The organism is Sporosarcina luteola, from assembly GCF_023715245.1.
Lineage (GTDB): Bacteria > Bacillota > Bacilli > Bacillales_A > Planococcaceae > Sporosarcina > Sporosarcina luteola_C.
Window position 1 is genome coordinate 520,131 of the sequence record NZ_JAMBNV010000001.1, and the last position, 18,397, is coordinate 538,527.

At 41.6% G+C, this 18,397-nt stretch carries 15 protein-coding genes; 13 read left to right on the forward strand and 2 right to left on the reverse strand.

Annotated features, from left to right (window positions below):
* Nucleotides 1-39 precede the first annotated feature (39 nt).
* Nucleotides 40-228 carry a competence protein ComK gene (locus tag M3152_RS18070; RefSeq protein ID WP_353056612.1) on the reverse strand — a complete coding sequence of 63 codons (189 nt, stop codon included), beginning with the start codon at nt 226-228 and terminating at the stop codon, nt 40-42.
* A gap of 288 nt (nt 229-516) precedes the next feature.
* Between M3152_RS18070 and M3152_RS02460 the strand changes: the two genes are divergently transcribed.
* The 3 genes from M3152_RS02460 (at nt 517) to M3152_RS02470 (ending at nt 5,444) form a co-directional block, all read left to right on the forward strand.
* Entirely contained in the window at nt 517-801 is a 285-nt protein-coding gene (locus M3152_RS02460; RefSeq protein ID WP_251693619.1) for a hypothetical protein, read from the forward strand.
* 626 nt (nt 802-1,427) lie between these two features.
* Nucleotides 1,428-4,910 (forward strand): right-handed parallel beta-helix repeat-containing protein, encoded by a 3,483-nt coding sequence (locus M3152_RS02465; protein ID WP_251693620.1) that lies wholly within the window; start codon nt 1,428-1,430, stop codon nt 4,908-4,910.
* 249 nt (nt 4,911-5,159) lie between these two features.
* Nucleotides 5,160-5,444, forward strand: a complete 285-nt coding sequence (locus M3152_RS02470) for a hypothetical protein (RefSeq protein ID WP_251693621.1) — start codon at nt 5,160-5,162, stop codon at nt 5,442-5,444.
* A gap of 203 nt (nt 5,445-5,647) precedes the next feature.
* Here M3152_RS02470 and M3152_RS02475 read toward each other — a convergent pair whose 3' ends face one another.
* Nucleotides 5,648-5,980 carry a hypothetical protein gene (locus M3152_RS02475; protein WP_251693622.1) on the reverse strand — a complete coding sequence of 111 codons (333 nt, stop codon included), beginning with the start codon at nt 5,978-5,980 and terminating at the stop codon, nt 5,648-5,650.
* 287 nt (nt 5,981-6,267) lie between these two features.
* On the opposite strand from M3152_RS02475, the gene aldA reads away from it, so the two are divergent.
* The 10 genes from aldA (at nt 6,268) to M3152_RS02525 (ending at nt 18,391) form a co-directional block, all read left to right on the forward strand.
* Nucleotides 6,268-7,704, forward strand: a complete 1,437-nt coding sequence (aldA, locus tag M3152_RS02480; protein WP_251693623.1) for an aldehyde dehydrogenase — start codon at nt 6,268-6,270, stop codon at nt 7,702-7,704.
* Between the two features lie 43 nt (nt 7,705-7,747).
* Nucleotides 7,748-8,914: an iron-containing alcohol dehydrogenase gene (locus tag M3152_RS02485; RefSeq protein WP_251693624.1), complete on the forward strand. Its 1,167-nt coding sequence runs from the start codon at nt 7,748-7,750 to the stop codon at nt 8,912-8,914.
* 52 nt (nt 8,915-8,966) lie between these two features.
* Nucleotides 8,967-10,478, forward strand: a complete 1,512-nt coding sequence (locus M3152_RS02490) for a BCCT family transporter (protein WP_251693625.1) — start codon at nt 8,967-8,969, stop codon at nt 10,476-10,478.
* Nucleotides 10,479-10,842: 364 nt separating this feature from the next.
* Nucleotides 10,843-11,535, forward strand: a complete 693-nt coding sequence (locus tag M3152_RS02495; protein ID WP_251693626.1) for a GntR family transcriptional regulator — start codon at nt 10,843-10,845, stop codon at nt 11,533-11,535.
* 38 nt (nt 11,536-11,573) lie between these two features.
* A complete protein-coding gene (locus M3152_RS02500) occupies nt 11,574-12,788 on the forward strand; it encodes a trans-sulfuration enzyme family protein (protein ID WP_251693627.1) in 1,215 nt (404 codons plus the stop codon).
* A gap of 26 nt (nt 12,789-12,814) precedes the next feature.
* The gene (locus tag M3152_RS02505; protein WP_251693628.1) at nt 12,815-13,798 is read left to right on the forward strand and encodes a tripartite tricarboxylate transporter substrate binding protein; all 984 of its coding nucleotides are present in this window, start codon (nt 12,815-12,817) and stop codon (nt 13,796-13,798) included.
* Between the two features lie 44 nt (nt 13,799-13,842).
* Nucleotides 13,843-14,286: a tripartite tricarboxylate transporter TctB family protein gene (locus M3152_RS02510; protein ID WP_251693629.1), complete on the forward strand. Its 444-nt coding sequence runs from the start codon at nt 13,843-13,845 to the stop codon at nt 14,284-14,286.
* A gap of 15 nt (nt 14,287-14,301) precedes the next feature.
* Nucleotides 14,302-15,828, forward strand: a complete 1,527-nt coding sequence (locus M3152_RS02515; RefSeq protein WP_251693630.1) for a tripartite tricarboxylate transporter permease — start codon at nt 14,302-14,304, stop codon at nt 15,826-15,828.
* On the forward strand, nt 15,825-16,898 hold the full coding sequence (locus M3152_RS02520; protein ID WP_251693631.1) for a uroporphyrinogen decarboxylase family protein: 1,074 nt from the start codon (nt 15,825-15,827) through the stop codon (nt 16,896-16,898). The genes M3152_RS02515 and M3152_RS02520 overlap by 4 nt, the downstream gene beginning before the upstream one ends.
* Before the next feature lie 554 nt (nt 16,899-17,452).
* Complete coding sequence (locus M3152_RS02525) at nt 17,453-18,391, forward strand: ParA family protein (protein WP_251693632.1); 939 nt, start codon at nt 17,453-17,455, stop codon at nt 18,389-18,391.
* The last annotated feature ends 6 nt before the right edge of the window (nt 18,392-18,397 follow it).

Below are 18,397 nucleotides of genomic sequence, written 5' to 3' on the forward strand. Positions count from 1 at the left end.
ACGTGGCTAAGGAGCATATGTAACCGTGACTTCTGCTGCTTAACTGTTTGTAGGGATACCGGGAAGATGATGTAAGTTTTGTTGCTGAACGTAATTTTTGTTTTTTTTCGCTACGGGATCCGCTTCGAAAAAATGGCTGAAAATCCAGATGCATTCGCCATTTTTCGAAGACGTTGTTGGAAACACGCCTATCTTCCGAGATGAGGAATGGGGGTTTTTAAAAGAAATTCAGGAGTTTCTTAGCTGCCTCCTTCCTTCCTTTGACGAATGATGACGCAAGCACGCTTTGTTTAGCAATTCGATGGGGCTTGACTTTGAAGAGTACTGTCCATGCGTCGTAAGTATCCCGGACTAGTACTAACAAAAAAGTTAATTTCAATACCAGGTTGAAATTCCCCAAAAACGCCGGATCAAAATTCATCACCTCAGGGACTCGGCGTTCTAGGGCAGGGGAAAATCCCATCCCTCATTTTTTTGAAATAATAACCATAAGGAAAATAAAAGGGGTGTTTACCTATGTTGAAAGCACATATTATTTGGGGGAACTATCCGGAAACGGAGGACTTAATTGAAGAATTACAGCAAAGTGATGATTTGGATATCATAACGGTTATCGACAAAGAAGCGAAGAACAGTTTTTTGAAGAGACAAGGTGATATTACATATGCTTCAAGTGATTATGTGGAAAATGCCCGCCTTAGCAAGGTAACTGAATTCCACTATTATTTTATCCCGCCATCCAAAAGAATTGATGAAGCCGTCTGGAAGATTAACAAGGTGGTTGGTGGATTGATACATTGAATGTATTGCTGTTAAAAGCATCTTTTAACCCAAGTGGAATAAGGGCCATAAATTTCGGTGCTAGGCACACCCATATAATTCAGGATATTCATCAACTAACGGCTCTGTGGAGAAGGATCTCCGCGGGGCTATCTTAATTCGTCTGGTTTAATTCGTCTGAATTGCCCTGAATGTTTCTTGCCTTTTTACAAATAAATGAGTTAATAAGCCGATTACGCAGGGAAAGCTTGCGTGATCGGTATTTTTTAGGTTTTATAGACTTTTGCGCAGCTGTTTTGGACTTCTGCGGTCGATTATGGAGATTAAGTAGACAAGTGGCATTTGCTCTCATTATTGAGGAAATGTTCGTTCGTTTGATTCTTATGGGACGGGCTGATGGTTTGGGTTTGCGGGGTAAATGCATGAATTTGGTGTCTTTATGACGCGATTAACAAAAGAGAAATTATAAAGACAGCCATCTGGGTCTGTCTTTTTTACTATGTACTTTTATAAATGAGCAGTTCTTTGCTCTGCCCCTCTGCTTACTAGTATACTTAATGAATAGAAGCATTCGTTCGACTACTACTAGTGGTTGTAAAAAAACAAAGTAAAAAACGTGATAGTTCAAAAAGAAGGTGGGAAGATACGTGGCGATTATACAAGTATCTCAAGGCGGGGCATCTCGTTACAAAACGATTCAGGCTGCAGTAATGGCCGCGCTGCCAGGTGATACCGTGGAAGTGGATACGGGCATTTATGATGAACATGTAACAATCGATAAGCTGCTCGTTCTTCGAAGTTCAGAAGGTGCTTCAAGCTCAGTTTGTGTAACCGGAAGTGTTCGTATCGCGACAACTGAAGAAGTGCGTATCGAATCGATTGGTATTGGAGGAGGCACTGATCCAGTTGACTGTGGAGTACATATCGAATCAGGAGATGTAACGCTTCATCATTGTCTTTTCTCTGAGATTCAAGGAGTCGCTATGCGAGTGGATGCAGCTGCAAAAGTATCTGTAGAGCATTCGACATTCCAAAGAAATATACAGGGAATTGACGTTTTAGGGCGACTGTCTTTGTTTGAATGCATCGTGGAAGACACAATCAAGACTGCGCAAATTCATGTGCGCGCGGGGGGAGAAGTCGCGATCGCGAGTTCCGGAATTTTAAGTGGGCAAGAAGAAGGGCTTTGTTTGTCTGAAACGAGTCGAGCAACGATTACCAAAAGTTCATTCATCGGAAATCGTGGGGTTCAGCTCCGTTTGGAACAAGACAGTTCGATTGATGTAGAAACTACGAATTTTTACGTTGGACATGCCCAAGGGATTTATTGTGATCAATCGACGGGTGTTCTGAAAAATTGTGCTTTTAAAAACCAACGTCTCGAGCATGTGGCAGTTATGAATGGATCCCAAATTGAAGTCGAGTCGAGCACGTTTGAAAATGGTGAAGTTGAAGGAATGAACGTCAGTCGTTCAGCAGTTGAATTAGCAGACTCCCTCTTTAAAAATCAAACAGGTGACCACATTACGTGTAACGAACAGAGCGCCGTTTTGATGACGAAAACAGAGATTCTTTCGGGTAAGTCTAGAGGAATTGTGTCTGGACATTCGACTTGTACACTCATCGATTGTGAAGTGAAGTACAATCAGCTGACGCAACTCTCTGCGTTTCATCAAAGCGTGTTGACGATTCAGGATTGTGAAATTGAAAGTGGAAACAATAAAGGGGTTTACGCGACGAGTAGTCGAGTGAACATATTGGATTCACTGATTAGCCATCATCGTGGTGTACAGATTTTTGCTTCTGACCAATCTGACGTCAATTTGTCGGCGACGGAAGTGAAGAGTGGGGATAGTGCAGGGATATCCGCAAAAGAATCCGAGTTGACCGCAGCCAATTGCATTATCTTCGGTCATAAAGGATCGAATGTGTTAGTAAATGGTGCGGCGAAAGCGGAAATAACCGATTGTAAAATCTCGAGTGGCGATAAGAACGGCATACTTGCAGGTCCTGAAGTAGTAGTTTCATTGGAACGGACGATTGTGTTCAATCATAAGCGAGCGCAAGTACGCGCAACGGAATGTGCAGAAGTGTTTATAACGGAGTGCGAAATCTATGATGGTCAATCGTCAGGAATCGAATTCAGTCAGGTTGAGCGTACGGAAGTGACTGAAACGCGCGTACACGGCCATCTTGATGATCAAATCATCTTGCAAGATTGTTCGAATGCTGTATTCACTTCGGTGCAAGTGATGAATGGAACGAAGGCTGGCCTGCGACTCGAGCGTTCTGTTCCGGTTCTTGACGGTTGTTCATTTAAGGAAAACCGGGCAGGAGATTTAGTTCGTTGGGATGACAGCGTTCCTGTGCTGACGAATACGGACTTACAGATTCCGCCGATCACGAGTAAGTTGGGCGGCAGTACTGGAAGTGCCTCGACTGTAGACACAAATACTACGGATGCAATGAACGTTTCGATGGGTGCGTTGACCGGTTTTATTGGACTAGAAGATATGAAAGACAAAATCCAGGAGTTTAAAAACTTGGCGGAGATTAATCAATTCAAATTAGAGCGTGGCATGAAAGTGAACCCGATGGTAGCGCCCCATATGGTCTTTCAAGGGAATCCGGGTACTGGCAAAACGACGGTCGCTCGCCTGATCGGCCAGATTTTTAAGGAACTTGGTCTCTTGAAGACGGGGCACGTCATTGAAGTGAAGCGAGAGGATCTCGTTGGCACACATGTCGGTGAATCAGAAGAACGAACGAAAGTGATTATTAAGGAAGCAATGGGCGGCGTGCTCTTTATAGACGAAGCGTATACGCTTACAGGTGGGGGTAGCTCGAGTCGGGATTTCGGGAAGAAAGTCATTGAAACGTTGCTTCCTGCAATGGAAAATGCACGTGGTGAATTCATGGTCATCGTGGCAGGCTATACGGACGAGATGGATCGTTTCCTAGCGTCTAATCCGGGTTTGAAAGATCGTTTTACGGAAAGGATCACCTTCCAAGACTATACGCCGGATGAGTTATTGGAAATCTTCTTAGTCCAGTGTGTTGGGAGCTATGCGCTTACAGCGGCTGCGAAGCAAGCGGTGTATGAGGAGTTCGTGGAACGCTATCGTATGCGCGATGAAACGTTCAGTAACGCTCGAATGGTGCGAATGCTTTACGAACAGATCGGGCTTGCGCAGTCGATGAGAATTGCGAAAATGCCGCGCGAAGAATGGACGGAAGAGGTCTTGACAACGTTTGAAGAGGAAGACGTTGTCCAAGCGGTATCAGAGCGTGAAGAGAAGGCGTTTGAAGTGCCGATAGATGAGGTTTTACTTGCCGAGAAACGTGCGGAACTCCATCAGTTTATCGGTCTGGATACGGTGAAGGCTGAGATTGATGAGATGATTGAGTTAATGAGATATTACAGGCGCGAAAATCATTCTGTGGACAAATTGATGAATCACACGTTGTTGATCGGTAAACCGGGAACGGGTAAAACGGAAGTCGGCCGTGTGCTTGCAGGTATTTATCAAGCGCTAGGGTTGTTGACACGAGGCGATCTGATTGAAGTGGATCGTAGCGATTTAGTCGGCAGTCATATTGGTGAAACGGAGAAACTGACAGCCACGCAGATTGAACGATCGATGGGTAGTGCGTTGTTTATTGATGAAGCCTACACACTCGCGAGTGGTGGAGAGAATGACTTCGGGAAAAAAGCAGTGGAAGTGTTGCTGAAGAAAATGTCCGATCTCCAAGGCGAGTTTTTAGTAATTGCGGCAGGGTACGAAGATGAAATGAATCGTTTCCTGGATAGCAATGCTGGTCTCCGTCGACGTTTCGGACTAACACTCCATTTTGAAGATTATACACCAGAGGAATTAATGGAGATTACCGAGCTTTATATCGAAGGGTATGGAATGACAGATGAAGCGAAGCATGCGTTAGTGCATCATTATGAAGAGGTTTATGCACGTCGGGATAGTAGTTTCGGGAATGCGGGTCTCGCGAAAAAGATCGCGAAAGAAATGACGCGTAAAGTCGATTATCGAATGGCTGTGGCGAGCAATGAGCAGGAGAAACCTGCGTTGGAAAAAGAAATTACGACGGATGATTTAGTTTTGTTAGAGAGTTGAGAAAGTCTGTTTTATGTGCCTGTGGATGGTTAAATATAGACAATACACTACAAGTGCATATTAACAATAAAAGAAATAATTTTAGGATACCAGGTTCTCATTAAATTCAGAATTGCTTCAGAACCTAATACCTTTTTATTAAATTTTTCTGTCAACTGGGAGTACGATAAGATATTTAATGTAATTGTTTGAAAGTATAGTCTTTATATGATGTGATAAAATAAATTAAAATTAAAGGGGTGTTTGCCTGTGTTTAGAACACATATTATTTGGGGGGACTATCCGGAAACGGAGGATTTAATTAAAGAACTACAGCAAAATGATGCTTTGGATCTCATAACTGTCATCGATCCTGAAGCGAAGAATAGTTTTTTAAAGAAGCAAGGTGATATTACATATGCATCAAGGGATTATGTGGAAGATGCACGAAATAGTCAGGTGATTGAATTCCATTATTATTATATCCCGCCATCCAAAAGAATTGATGGCGCCGCCTGGAAGGTTAACAGGGTGGCGGCTAACTTGATACAGTGAATATATTGCTGGAAAGTAACTCTTCTCCTAAGTAAATAAGGGCCATGGCTCAATTGACCATATTACTGTGGTCAATAGAGCTGATGGCTTTTTTTGATATCGTTCCACAATAGGGTTTGGTGCCCAGTAGCGATACGTAAGTTAATTATTGCTGAGGAAAGAGCCGCGGTTTGCGGGACAGATGGCCGCCAATAACCTAGTCATTATGAATGATAAGTGACACTGCCTATGCGTTGCACTTTATTCCATTGATGCTTGTCCTTTTGCAGGAAATAACTGCTCGTCGCATAAAGAAATATAATAGAGTCTACAATAGGACGAATTAAGCATTCCAAAAAGAAGAACAAATAGATTCGTATATAGGAAATCACACTATAACGGTGTCCATACTTCGCTGCCGCCCAGTAGCCTGTTGCGCGGAATATAAACTGCATCGCGATGGATAAAGCCAGACAGAAGAGATAAAAAGGAGTTACACCGTTCATGAGGATCATAACTGGTACAGCGATCACTGTCATAATACCAAGCAACGCCATGAAACCAACCAAATGTAAGGCTAGTAGTCCTTTAGGTAGTTTGTAGACAAACCACCATCCAACTCACATGAAAAATGTTAGCAGATGGAAAATAGGTGTGTGTTCCAAAAGTAGGATGCCGATTCTACTCTATTACGCTCCACTTCGTTTAATTATTGTAATCACAATAAATAATAGTCTACTTGAATTATTTTATAAAATTGGTAGTATGGAGAAAGGGCCTATTTCCCATTACAGGAAGAAAAACAGTATTTATTCGCTAAGTATTTGTGAAAGGATGAGTCTACATGATTTCATTGCAAGCATTCATTGACGGTGAATACGTTAGCCATAAACAAAATAAGACCATTCAAGTTATGAACCCTGCTACAAATGAAGTGATAGGGGTGGTGCCTTCATTAGATAAAGCGGATGTGGATCATGCCGTTTCATCGGCAGTGACAGCTTTTTCAAAATGGAAGAAGACACCGGCAATTGAGAGGGCTCGATTAGTTAAGCAGCTTTTACGTTTAATGCAAGATGAAAGCAATATGAGTGCGATTGGGAAAATGATCACTTTGGAGATGGGGAAAAGTTATTCCTCGGCGAAATCGGAAGTGTTTTATGCTGCTGATCTCGGGGAGTACCAAACAGAGTGGGCAAGGCGAATAGAAGGCGATGTCGTGGAAAGTGACAATCCCAATGAAAAAATCCTCTCTATACGAGAACCGTTAGGAGCAATTGGCATCATTGTGCCTTGGAATTTTCCGATTTATGTCCTCATACGAAAAATGGTGCCTGCATTAATTGCGGGAAATACGGTAGTCATTAAACCGAGTATAAAATCACCTTTATCCGCGTTAGAACTCGCGAAGTTGATTGCCGATACGGACATTCCGAAGGGTGTCATTAACATAGTGACAGGCGAGGACAGCATTGTTGGGGAAGCTCTCACTTCTTCAGAAAAGATCAGCATGATTACGTTCACTGGCAGCACAGCTGTCGGGAAACGGATTATGGAAAAATGTGCACAAAATATGATTAAAGTCTCTTTGGAACTGGGAGGGAAAGCGCCAGCGGTTGTGATGGAGGATGCGGATATCGATCTTGCCGTTCAAGCCATTGCAGGCGGGCGTTTGGCTAACTCGGGCCAAGTGTGCAACAACACGGAGAGACTCTACGTGCAGAAGTCCATAAAGGAAGCATTCATCAATCGACTCGTGGAGGAGTTCTCGAAAACGGAGTTTGGAGATGGCCTTGAAAACCCCGAAATCGGAATGACGTGTTTAGTGAGCTCGAATGATGCGAAAAGAGTCCATGGAATGGTTGAAGAAGCTGTTTCCGAAGGGGCTGCCGTTTTATGTGGCGGAGAATTAGTATCAGAGGGTAGTAGTTTTTATCCACCGACTATACTTGATAATTGTACGCAAGATATGAAAATTGTCAGAGAGGAAATATTCGGACCTGTCTTGCCGATAGTTGAATTTGAAACGTTGGAAGAAGTCATTGAATACGTGAATGACTCGGATTACGGACTCACGTCAAATGTGTATTCGAACAATTATCGCTACATTATGGAGTTGATTTCCAATATTGAGTGTGGCGAAGTCTATGTCAATCGTCAACAAGGTGAAGCGTATCAAGGATACCATTCGGGATGGAAGAAGTCCGGAATCGGTGGAGACGATGGGAAACATGGCTTTTATGAATTTACACAAGTGAAAACGGTTTACATGAAATACTGAGTGGCATCAATCTTTCATGTCAGGTTGAAAGGAGTGACGAAACATGCAATTTGAATTTGGCTTGTCGACAAAAATACTTTGTGGAGAAGGGAAGCACCTTCAGCTTGGACAACTGATTAAAGAGTTAACAGCTTCAAATAAAACAGTCATTGTTACAGATCAAGGTGTCATTGAGGCTGGTGTTGTCAATTTAGTCGAAAGGGTGCTCAAGGAAAGCGACATTGACTATAGCGTGTTCAGTGATCTGGAGAGTGATCCATCCGTACGTTCGATTGATGCAGCCGCGCGGGTCATACAGGACTTCGATGCAGATTGTGTCATTGGAATCGGTGGCGGCTCGGCAATGGATGTAGCTAAAATGGCTTCCCTTGTTGCGGTCGGGGAAGCGTCTGCATCCCATTATGAGCTGATGGCAAACCCATTTCCGAAGAAAACGATTACGTCGATCATGATCCCAACCACTTCAGGTTCGGGTGCCGAAGTGACGAGTACGGTTGTATTTACAAATAGTGAAAAACGCAAAGTATGGGGATGGGATGAACAAATGGCGCCGGACGTGGCTATTTTAGATCCTTTATTTACTAAGGGGCTCCCCCCTCATTTAACGGCTGCAACTGCATTGGATGCATTCGTGCATGCGATTGAAGCGTGTACGGGTACAAGGTCAAATCCGATCATCGAAGCGTTCGGGCTCAAATCCATCGAATTGATTTGCGGAAACTTGGAGCGAGTGCTGCATAACCCGAAGGATCTCGAAGGCAGGACGGCTTTAGCAGTAGGGGCGGCACTTGCGGGAGTAGCGATCGAACATGGCGGCACGGGCATCGCACATTGTATTGGCCATGCGATTACAACAGTCGGAAGAGTGCCACATGCGAGAGCAGTTGCGATTGCAATGAATGCAACGTATCGATGGAAGGTGGAAGGGAACGTGGACATGTTTGCGAAAGTTGCAAACGCGATGGGGGTACATACGGAAGGATTGAGCAAATCGGAGATCGCCTATGCAGGGGCGGATCGTTTTGTGGAACTAGTCAATACGAGTGGATTAAGCACATCATTACTTGAGGATGGTTTATGTATAGATGATGTTGGTCGTTTAGTGGAAACGATGAAAGCGGAAGAGAATCAACCGATGAGGGAAAACAATTGCCGCTTCGTCTCTGAAGAAGATTTACGTAGTTTCGCAACGGAATTGCTGTCCAACTAGCTCCAAAACGGCGTCATCGGGCCTTGATGGCAGAATAGTAAGGAGAGATTAAATGAATCTTAGACATGCTGTTTTTTGGCCACCGTTTTTATTAGTGTTGGTCGCCGGTATTATAAGTTTTACAAATAGAGATGCTTTTATCGACATAACGACAAAAGCGAATGACTGGTTATTAGTCAATTTAGGAGGGCTTTTCAGTCTTAGCGGTTTGCTTTTATTGGCGACAGTCATCATTGTTTACTTTTCGCCGTTGGGCAAAGTGAAAATCGGCGGGAAAGAGGCAAAACCGATGCTGAAGCTTCCGAATTGGATTGCAATCACACTGACGACGACTGTAGCGGCAGGTGTAACGTTTTGGGGGATCGTCGAACCGATCTATCATTACTTAGCGCCCCCGGAATCGATGAACATCGCTCCGGAATCACATGAGGCAGTGATCTATTCGATGTCGACAATGTATTTGCATTGGACGATTACGCCGTATGCCATCTATTGTGTTCCTGCGTTAATGTTTGCGTTTGCCTATTATAATATGAAAAAGTCGTTCAGTTTGAGTTCAACGATGGCCCCTTTATTCGGCTCGAGAATAGAAGGCGGTTGGGGGAAGGTCATTGACGCGGTGTGCTTATATACACTCGCATTAGGAATGGCTGCAGCTTTGGGAACAGCTGTCATCAACCTTGGCGGCGGGTTGAATTATCTTACGGGCATCGCTAGTTCACCGGTATCGTGGGCTTTCATCACCGCAATCGTGATGATTACTTTTGTTATTTCAGCAGCAAGCGGGTTGATGAACGGGATTCGAATTTTGTCGGATATCAATATGAAAGTGTACATCGTCATTGTCCTGTTCATTTTTGTTGCGGGACCAGCTGGATTCATTATTAATCTTGGCGTTGAATCGTTCGGCCACTACGTGACGCACTTCTTTGAGAAAAGCTTATTCACAGGTGCAGCATCCGGCGATCAATGGCCACAATGGTGGACTGTCTTCTACTGGGCGAACTGGTTTGCCTGGGCAGCCATCACGGCATTGTTTTTAGGGAGAATTGGCTATGGGTACACGGTTAGGACATTCATCATTGTAAACTTTGCGTTCCCATCTCTTTTTGGTGGGTTATGGATGACGATCTTCGGTGGGACGACAATCCACCGCTTGATTACCGATACGAAAATTGCGGATGTCTTCACAACAAGCGGTCCGGAAACGGCATTGTATGCGATACTATCAGAAGTTCCATTATCGGCGATCGTTATCCCGTTTTATTTGTTCATCGTCTTTATTTCATTCGTAACAGCAGCAGACTCGAACATATCTGCAATGGGTGGAATCAGTTCTACTGGAATTACACCAGATAGCCCAGAGCCAAGTATCGCCATCAAGGTTATATGGGGTATATCGATTGCTGTGATTGCATGGATGATGATTAGTTTCGCCGAAATAGACGGGATAAAGATGCTGTCTAATTTAGGTGGATTACCTGCGATGGTTCTTTGTTTGCTGATTGCGGTTTCGTTGTTGAAAGTGGCGTATGATCCGAAGAAGTATGATAAGACGGAATAGTAGTTATAAAGTAAAGCGACCATTCTCATCAAGAGGATGATCGCTTTTTCACTTTGCGGATAGATAGTCATGGGGATAAGGCAACTTGGCAAAGTCAATGAATTATTAATTATGAGAAAAAAGCACATCCAGATTAGATAAGACGTGCTTTTTTGGTTCATAATCGAACATAGCGCTCGTACTCGGAATTTCAACGACTTGGTTTGGCTTTCGTTTATGGGATGGATATGTACTGTTAGCCATTGACAATATGCCACTCTGTTTACATACTTCTAAATAGTCTAAAAAAACAGTTGACTTTTAGTTTCAGATTAATTACTATGTATTTAAGTATTATTGTATACAATTATACGATTTCGAGGAGATGGAATTTATGAACGAGGGTTTCGATTTACGACAGAAACAATTATCAGCTAAGGATTACGCGTATTTTGAATTAAAAGAATTGATTATTAGGGGTGGAATGTCTCCGAACGAACCAATAATTGAGGAGAAGTTAGCGTCGAATCTGGAGATTAGTCGAACGCCTTTGAGAGAAGCATTGCAAAGACTTGAATGGGAGGGGTTGGTTAGCAGAAGGAAGAACGGTAGGTTGGAAGTGGCCTCGATATCTACTAGCGAACTAAAAGAATTCTTCAAAATTCGAAGTGCACTAGAAGCAATCATCGTTGGCCACGCCGCAAAGAAAGCAACGGAAGAGGATATTAAGAAGTTGGATAATTGTGTTCAAATGATTTCCTTGTTGAAGGAAAGTGAAAAGTTTGATGAAATTCTCCAATATGGTAAGGCGTTTCATAATTTACTTTATGAAATGAGTGAATTAGAAGCTTCCGTTAGGATTTTGAGACAATTGAATGATCACATTGACAGATATCGTAGGCTTGTGCCACTCGAAAAGAAAAAATCTCGTCGATCTGACATAAGCGATCATGAGTTGATTTTAAAGCTTATTATCCAAAAAGATTTTGATGGCGCTGCGGTTGCAATGGAGGAGCACATTATGAAAAGTGCGGAAATTGTAATAGCGGTAGTTAACATGTACGAAGAAAGTATCTAATGATTTCGCAGTGAGATGATGCGGGAAGGAGACTACTGATGACCAGTAAAAGTTTTGAAACTGAAGTTATTCATGCAATGTCTAAACCGGATAGTAGGACGAGGGCAGTTTCACCCTCAATAGTTCCGGCGGTTGCATATGCATTTTCAGACGTTGAAAGTGCCATTGAAACAGTGATGGGCAACAATGATGATGTGTACTACGGGAGGTATGGCAACCCGACAATAAAATTATTGGAGGAGAAAATCGCCTTTTTAGAGGGAGGGGAAGCAGCATTGGCAGTTAGCAGTGGAATGGCTGCCATTTCAAATGCTTTATTATGCTATCTTACTTCAGGGGATCATGTACTTGTAACCAAAGATATTTATGGAGGAACACATCACTTTTTAACTGTTCTAGCCCCTAGGTTTGGGATAGAATTTGATTTTGTCGATTGTACAGACTTGGAAGTGGTTTCAGCGGCAATCAAGGAAAATACCAAAGTCTTATACATTGAAACTCCATCGAATCCAAGCTTAACGATACTGGATATTAAGGCGCTATCTGAATTGGCACATGCTCACGGGCTTTCCGTTGTTATTGATAATACCTTTATGACTCCACTGTTGCAAAGGCCATTGGAATTAGGAGCAGATTTGGTTGTCCATAGTGCAACAAAATATATTAATGGTCATGGAGATGTGATTGCCGGGTTAATGATCGGCAATCAAGATGACATCACTTTTATCAGGAAAAATTTAATGGGTGATTTAGGGCAGAATTTAAATGCTTGGGATGCCTATCTAATTTTACGGGGTATTAAAACGATGGCCATTCGCATGAAAAAACATAATGAAAATGCAATGGCAATCGCTAACTTTTTACAACAACATCCTTTTATTGCAAAGGTCAATTATCCGGGTTTAGTATCTCATCCTCAATATAAGTTAGCCCAATTGCAAATGAAGGGTATGGGTGGGATTGTAACTTTTGAATTAAAGGGGGATTTTGAGACGGCAAAAAGATTTTTGAACCAGCTGGATTTAGCGATGATTTCCTTTAGTCTTGGAGACCCTGAGACATTGGTTCAGCACCCTGCATCCATGACGCATGCATCCATACCAAAGGAGCAAAGGGAGAAATTTGGAATCTCTGACGGTTTGATTCGCTTGTCGGCGGGCTTGGAAGATGCAAAGGATATTATTGATGACTTGAATAATGCATTATCAGTTGTGTATGCCGAATCGCTAATGGAATTGAATTACTCCAAATAAAAAATGGCATTTTAAGGAGGATATTTATGAGAATGAGAAAATCAAATTTACTAGTACTGTCCCTAATAATGATGGTAAATGTTTTTATGGCTGCTTGTTCTGAAAAAAATGCAGAGGGAGCGGACAATGAATATCCTAAAAAACCAATCGAGGTTATCGTGGCCTTTAATGCCGGCGGGGGTACTGATGTAGCCGCAAGAACTATTTTGAACTTTACCGAAAAGCATGCGGGAACTAGTTTCGCAGTAATCAATAAACCAGGTGCGGCGGGTGAAATTGGATTTACAGCTTTGGCGGGTGCTCCGACTGATGGTTATACAATTGGAATGATCAATCCTCCCACAACTTTATTACATCCAATTCAAAGACCTGATGAGGTGAAGTATAACTTGGATGATTATGCATTAATTGCAAATATCGTTTCAGATCCGGGCGCTTTTGTAGTGAATGCGGACAGTCCAATCAATACACTGGATGAACTATTTGAAGCTGCTAAAGATGGTAAATTAAATATGGCTTATGGTGGACCGGGAACTTCTGAGGCACTGACATTAAGAAGGACTGAAGAAATGAAAGGCATAGAGTTCAATAAGATTCCATTTGAAGGTACTTCACCTGCTGTCGCTGCACTGATGGGTGGACATGTAGATGTTCTAATAACGAATGCATCCGAAATCATTTCGCAATATGAAGACAAAAAAATCAAAGTGCTTGCGGTCGGTTCGGATGATCGAGTTGACCTCTTACCCGATGTCCCCACTTATAAAGAAGAAGGTTTAGAGTTGACACAAGTATCGATGCGTGGTCTAGCTGCTCCTAAAGGAATTAGCAAGGAACAACAGGAGTTTTTGGCAGAAGCTATAAGGAAAACGATGGAAGATGAAGAGTTTATTAAAAAAGCAAAAGAAATGGCATTGCCATTGGATTATAAGGGACCAGATGAATACAAAGAGTTCTTGGAGAATTACAATAATGAACTTACAGAAGAATTTGAGAAAAACCCTTGGTAACTCAGTTTAAATAATCTACTTACGTTCGAAAGAGGTGAGTCATAATGGCGTTTGGAGTCATACTTGTAATCTACATTGTCAGTGGCTATTTCTACTATGAATCTACCAAGTTTGGCGGCGACGCAGGGATATTCCCTAAGATGGTTAGTGGAGCCATTATTGTAATTAATACAATTTATCTCTACCAAACATTAAAAGAGAGGAAAAAGATAACCGAGGAAACTAAAGCCCGCGATAGAGCGGAATCGCTAAAACCATCAAAGCAATTTTACGTCATTACTGCTATATCGATTCTTTATGTTCTATTGTTACCACCTATCGGTTTTCTCATTTTAACACCTTTATACTTGATAAGTATTATGTTCTTTTTAGGTGGTAAAAAGAAATCGATAGTGTTTATCAGTTCGATTGTTTTTACAATCGTAATCTATTTCTTCTTTAATTCCTTACTGAATATCGAAATTCCAAAAGGGGTTCTGAAACTATAATGGGTGGTGATGGAATTGGATGCAGTATTACAAGCATTAGTCAATACATTAAGTATTCATAATCTCGTAGTCCTGTTTGTCGGGACCTTCGTTGGGATTATTGTAGGTTGTGTTCCTGGATTTAATGCATCAGTTGGTGTTGCCTTGACTATTCCGTTAACATTCGCATTTCCAGCTGATACGGGATTAATTTTGTTGGTTGCTATCTATGCAGGTGCAGTATACGGTGGATCAATTGCAGCGATTTTGATTAATACTCCTGGTGAGCCTGGGAATATCATTACCGCTATGGATGGCTATAATATGACGAAAAATGGTCAGGGCGGAAAAGCATTGGGCATGGCAGCAATTGCTTCTTGGATAGGCGGAAGTATAAGTGCTGTTTTTCTCTTCCTATTGGCACCTCCACTTTCTAAATTGACGTTACTATTTGGATCTTTCGAGATGTTTCTTCTTGCGATTTTCGGATTATCCATCATTGTCGGTTTATCAAAAGGTTCCATGATTAAAGGGTTGTTAGCCGGGGCATTAGGGGTCCTATTCGCCACGGTCGGAATAGATTCGCTAACAGGTACCTATAGATATACGATGGGAATGCCCTCATTGTATGAAGGACTTCCCCTTGTGGCTGTAATTATTGGACTTTACTCATTGGGAGCAGTCTTCGAATTAGGTGAACAAAAATCTTCAACTATACAAGCCGAAGGTATAAAAGTGAGTAAACGTGATATTTTGCCTAACCTGCAGGATATGAAAAAGACTATTAGAACCATATTTAGAAGTGGAGTCATCGGTACATTTGCCGGGATAACACCGGGGGCAGGGATGAGCATTGGCTCCGCAGTGAGCTGGGAAGCTGCCCGACGAAAATCCAAAACTCCAGAGACATTCGGAAATGGTGAGATTGAAGGAGTCGCAGCTTCCGAATCAGGTAATAACGGTGTAGTTGGTGGCTCACTAATTCCTTTACTGACGTTGGGGATTCCAGGTAACGCTGTATCGGCAATTTTCTTGGGAGGCCTTCTTATTCATGGTCTTCGCCCGGGTGCCGCATTATTCACGACTCATGCAACAATAACTTATGGTTTAATATGGGGTTTCTTATTTGCAAACTTCGTTATGATAGTCATCGGACTTTTGGGAGCTCGCTTCTTTTCAAAATTGGCAGTTGTTCCGGTATACCTGTTGGCGCCTTTAATTTTCATTATTAGTACGGCGGGAACATTTGCAGATCGAAACCTGCTTGCAGATGTTGCCATCATGTTGACTTTTGGAATACTTGGTTACTTCATGATTAAATTGAAGTTTCCTTTGGTTCCGTTAGTACTTGGTTTTATCTTGGGACCTCTCGCAGAATCAGAATTAAGGAGGGCTTTATTAATTACACAAGGAGATTTGAGTTCAGCTGCAATGCAACCAATTTCATTGATTTTGATAGCTTTAATTATTTTTGCATTATTTGGCACGCAAATACAAAAACAAATTAAAAAAATGCTTAAAATGCTTAAAAAGCAAGAGTTGGATGGTGCTAAAAATATATGATGAACTCTTTTGAAAGAATCAAAGCATTATTAAAAAAGGAACCTGTTGATAGATTACCTTATAGTTTTTGGACACATTTTCCGGGAATCGATTTGATTCCCGAAAAGCAAGCAGAAATAACCTATGAGTTCTCCCAAGAATTCGATGTGGATTTTATCAAGCATATGCCAAATGGGCTTTATATGGCGGAAGCCTGGTCATGTGTATGCAACTTTAATGAGATTGAACAAGGGGGGGTGGCAAAAGTTGAAAAGTATGCGGTTCAGAATGAAGAAGATTGGAGAAATCTTAAGGTTCTTGAACCGACATACGGTTCCCTAGGGAGAGAGCTTAAGGCACTAGAATTATTGATCAAAAAGGTGGATGGTACAAAGCCTATAATATGTACAATTTTTTCACCCCTCACCATGGCGCAAAAAATAACGGATGATATCAGCTATTATTTACACCACCATCCAAACGAATTGAAAATAGGTTTGGAAATCATTACAGAGACAATTATCAAATTTGCTAAGGAAGCTTTAAAACGTGGTTGTGACGGAGTGTTTTTCGCAAATCAAACTGCCTCTAGAAAACTACTTACTAAAGAACAATACATGGAATTCGGTGTACCGTTTGACATGGAAGTGCTTGAAGCCATTAAAGATGAATCGTGGTTTAATGTTATGCACTTACATGGGGAGGAGGTATTATTTGATCAAGTGAAAGATTATCCCGTCCAGGCTATTAACTGGCATGTGTGGGATAGTGACCCTTCAATTAAACAATTTCTGAAAGATAGCGATAAAGTGATTGTTGGAGGACTGAAAAGAGGATATATAACTTCAGGAAACGTCGAAGGAATCAGTCAACAAATTGAAGATATTTGTACGGAAACAGATTTTTCAAGGATTGTCTTTTCTCCGGATTGCGTTATTCGTTATCCGGTTGTAAAAGAGTATATTCATCAAGTGAAGGATAGAATCATTGGACACTCTAAAACAACTAATCCTGTAACTTTACTGCTTTCTGAGATGGAAAAAGACCACTGTCTCCAGTCTGTAGAAAAGTTCAAAATACAGAACTTCTGAAACCGGCCAGTTTCAAGATAGAGCTGAAAACAATGGTGTACCTTCATTTAAACATATTCGAGTAGAATATAGAAGTATTTTAGAGAAAGAGCTTTCGGAAACTAAGTAAGCAAAGTTACTAATTGAATTGATTTTTGTAGAGGTTATCCGACAGGACACCTATACATGAAACACAAAATCCATGGATTGATCACTCATTTGAGTGGTCTTTTCATTTGTCGAAATACAGAAAGTGAAGAAGGGCTTTCTAACCTTATGGGAAGGCACTTGAAGCATTTGCCTTTGGTGGCGCACAAGATGTAGGCCAGGTGGGGATTATTTGTAACTTGAACAGGCAGGGGTTATATATGGTTGTGTTAATCGAAGGATTATAAAGACAATACAATTGCATATAAGTAAACCGGAGGCCAATGCATATATTTTCCTGACTATTAGTAAAGTATATTATCCTGAGTCAGACGCCGCTCATTAATTATCCATTTGCAGATTGACTAGTAAATACCAAAGCACAACGCAACATTACCTCAGGGAACATAGTGATGGGGAAGTGTGATATGGGGAAAGTCATTAGCTTGATTAATTGGAAAGGTGGAGTAGGGAAGTCAACACTTACATTGCATCTAGGAGTAGGCTTGCAAAAAAACACAAATAAGCGTGTCTTGATTGTAGATTTAGATCCACAATGTAATTTATCCTTCCTGGCGTTAGGGGTAGAGAGTTATTTTGAAAGTGTTTATGAAAGCGACATAGCAACATTAAAGGATGTCTTTGATAACTATTTCAATGAAAAAGACATTGATGGTTCTAGCATTGTTCATGAGAAGTTGGTGAATGATTCACCTAGTAGTGTCTTTGATAAGATAGACATGATTTTGTCCCATCAAGATTTAGTGTTAATGGATCTCAAACTTGCCCGTTCTCAAAGGGAAGGGAAAGATCATAAGGAAGTTACGAGAAATGAAATTGAAAAGCTTTCGATACTTAAAACACTATTGGACCAAGTAAAAGATGATTATGAATACGTGTTATTGGATTGTCCGCCGAATGTCAATACCGTAACGCAGAATGCTTTTTATGCAAGTGATTATTTTGTAGTCCCTGTAAAACCTGATTTTCTTTCGACAACTGGCATTTCATTAATCGTGAATTACATGGATAGATTTAATGCTGATTTTGAAAGTATGCATAACTACGCAGAATTTCCGACTCCTTATATACATACTGAATTCGGCGGGATTATTTTTAATATGGTTGATGAGTATAAAGGCGAACCAAAGGCTACCCACTTAGAGACGATGCAAACAGTTACCACCCAGCATGCTGGAAAAACTTTTGATAAATACATTACGAATGGAGACGGCATAGCAGTAGCAGCATCTGTTAATCTCCCAGTGTATTCTTTCAATTATCTGTCACGTTCCCGTGATAACGCCGCAAAACAATCAATTTATTTTAATGAGCTCACCGAAGAATTTATCGAAAGAATAGTCTGAGGCGCC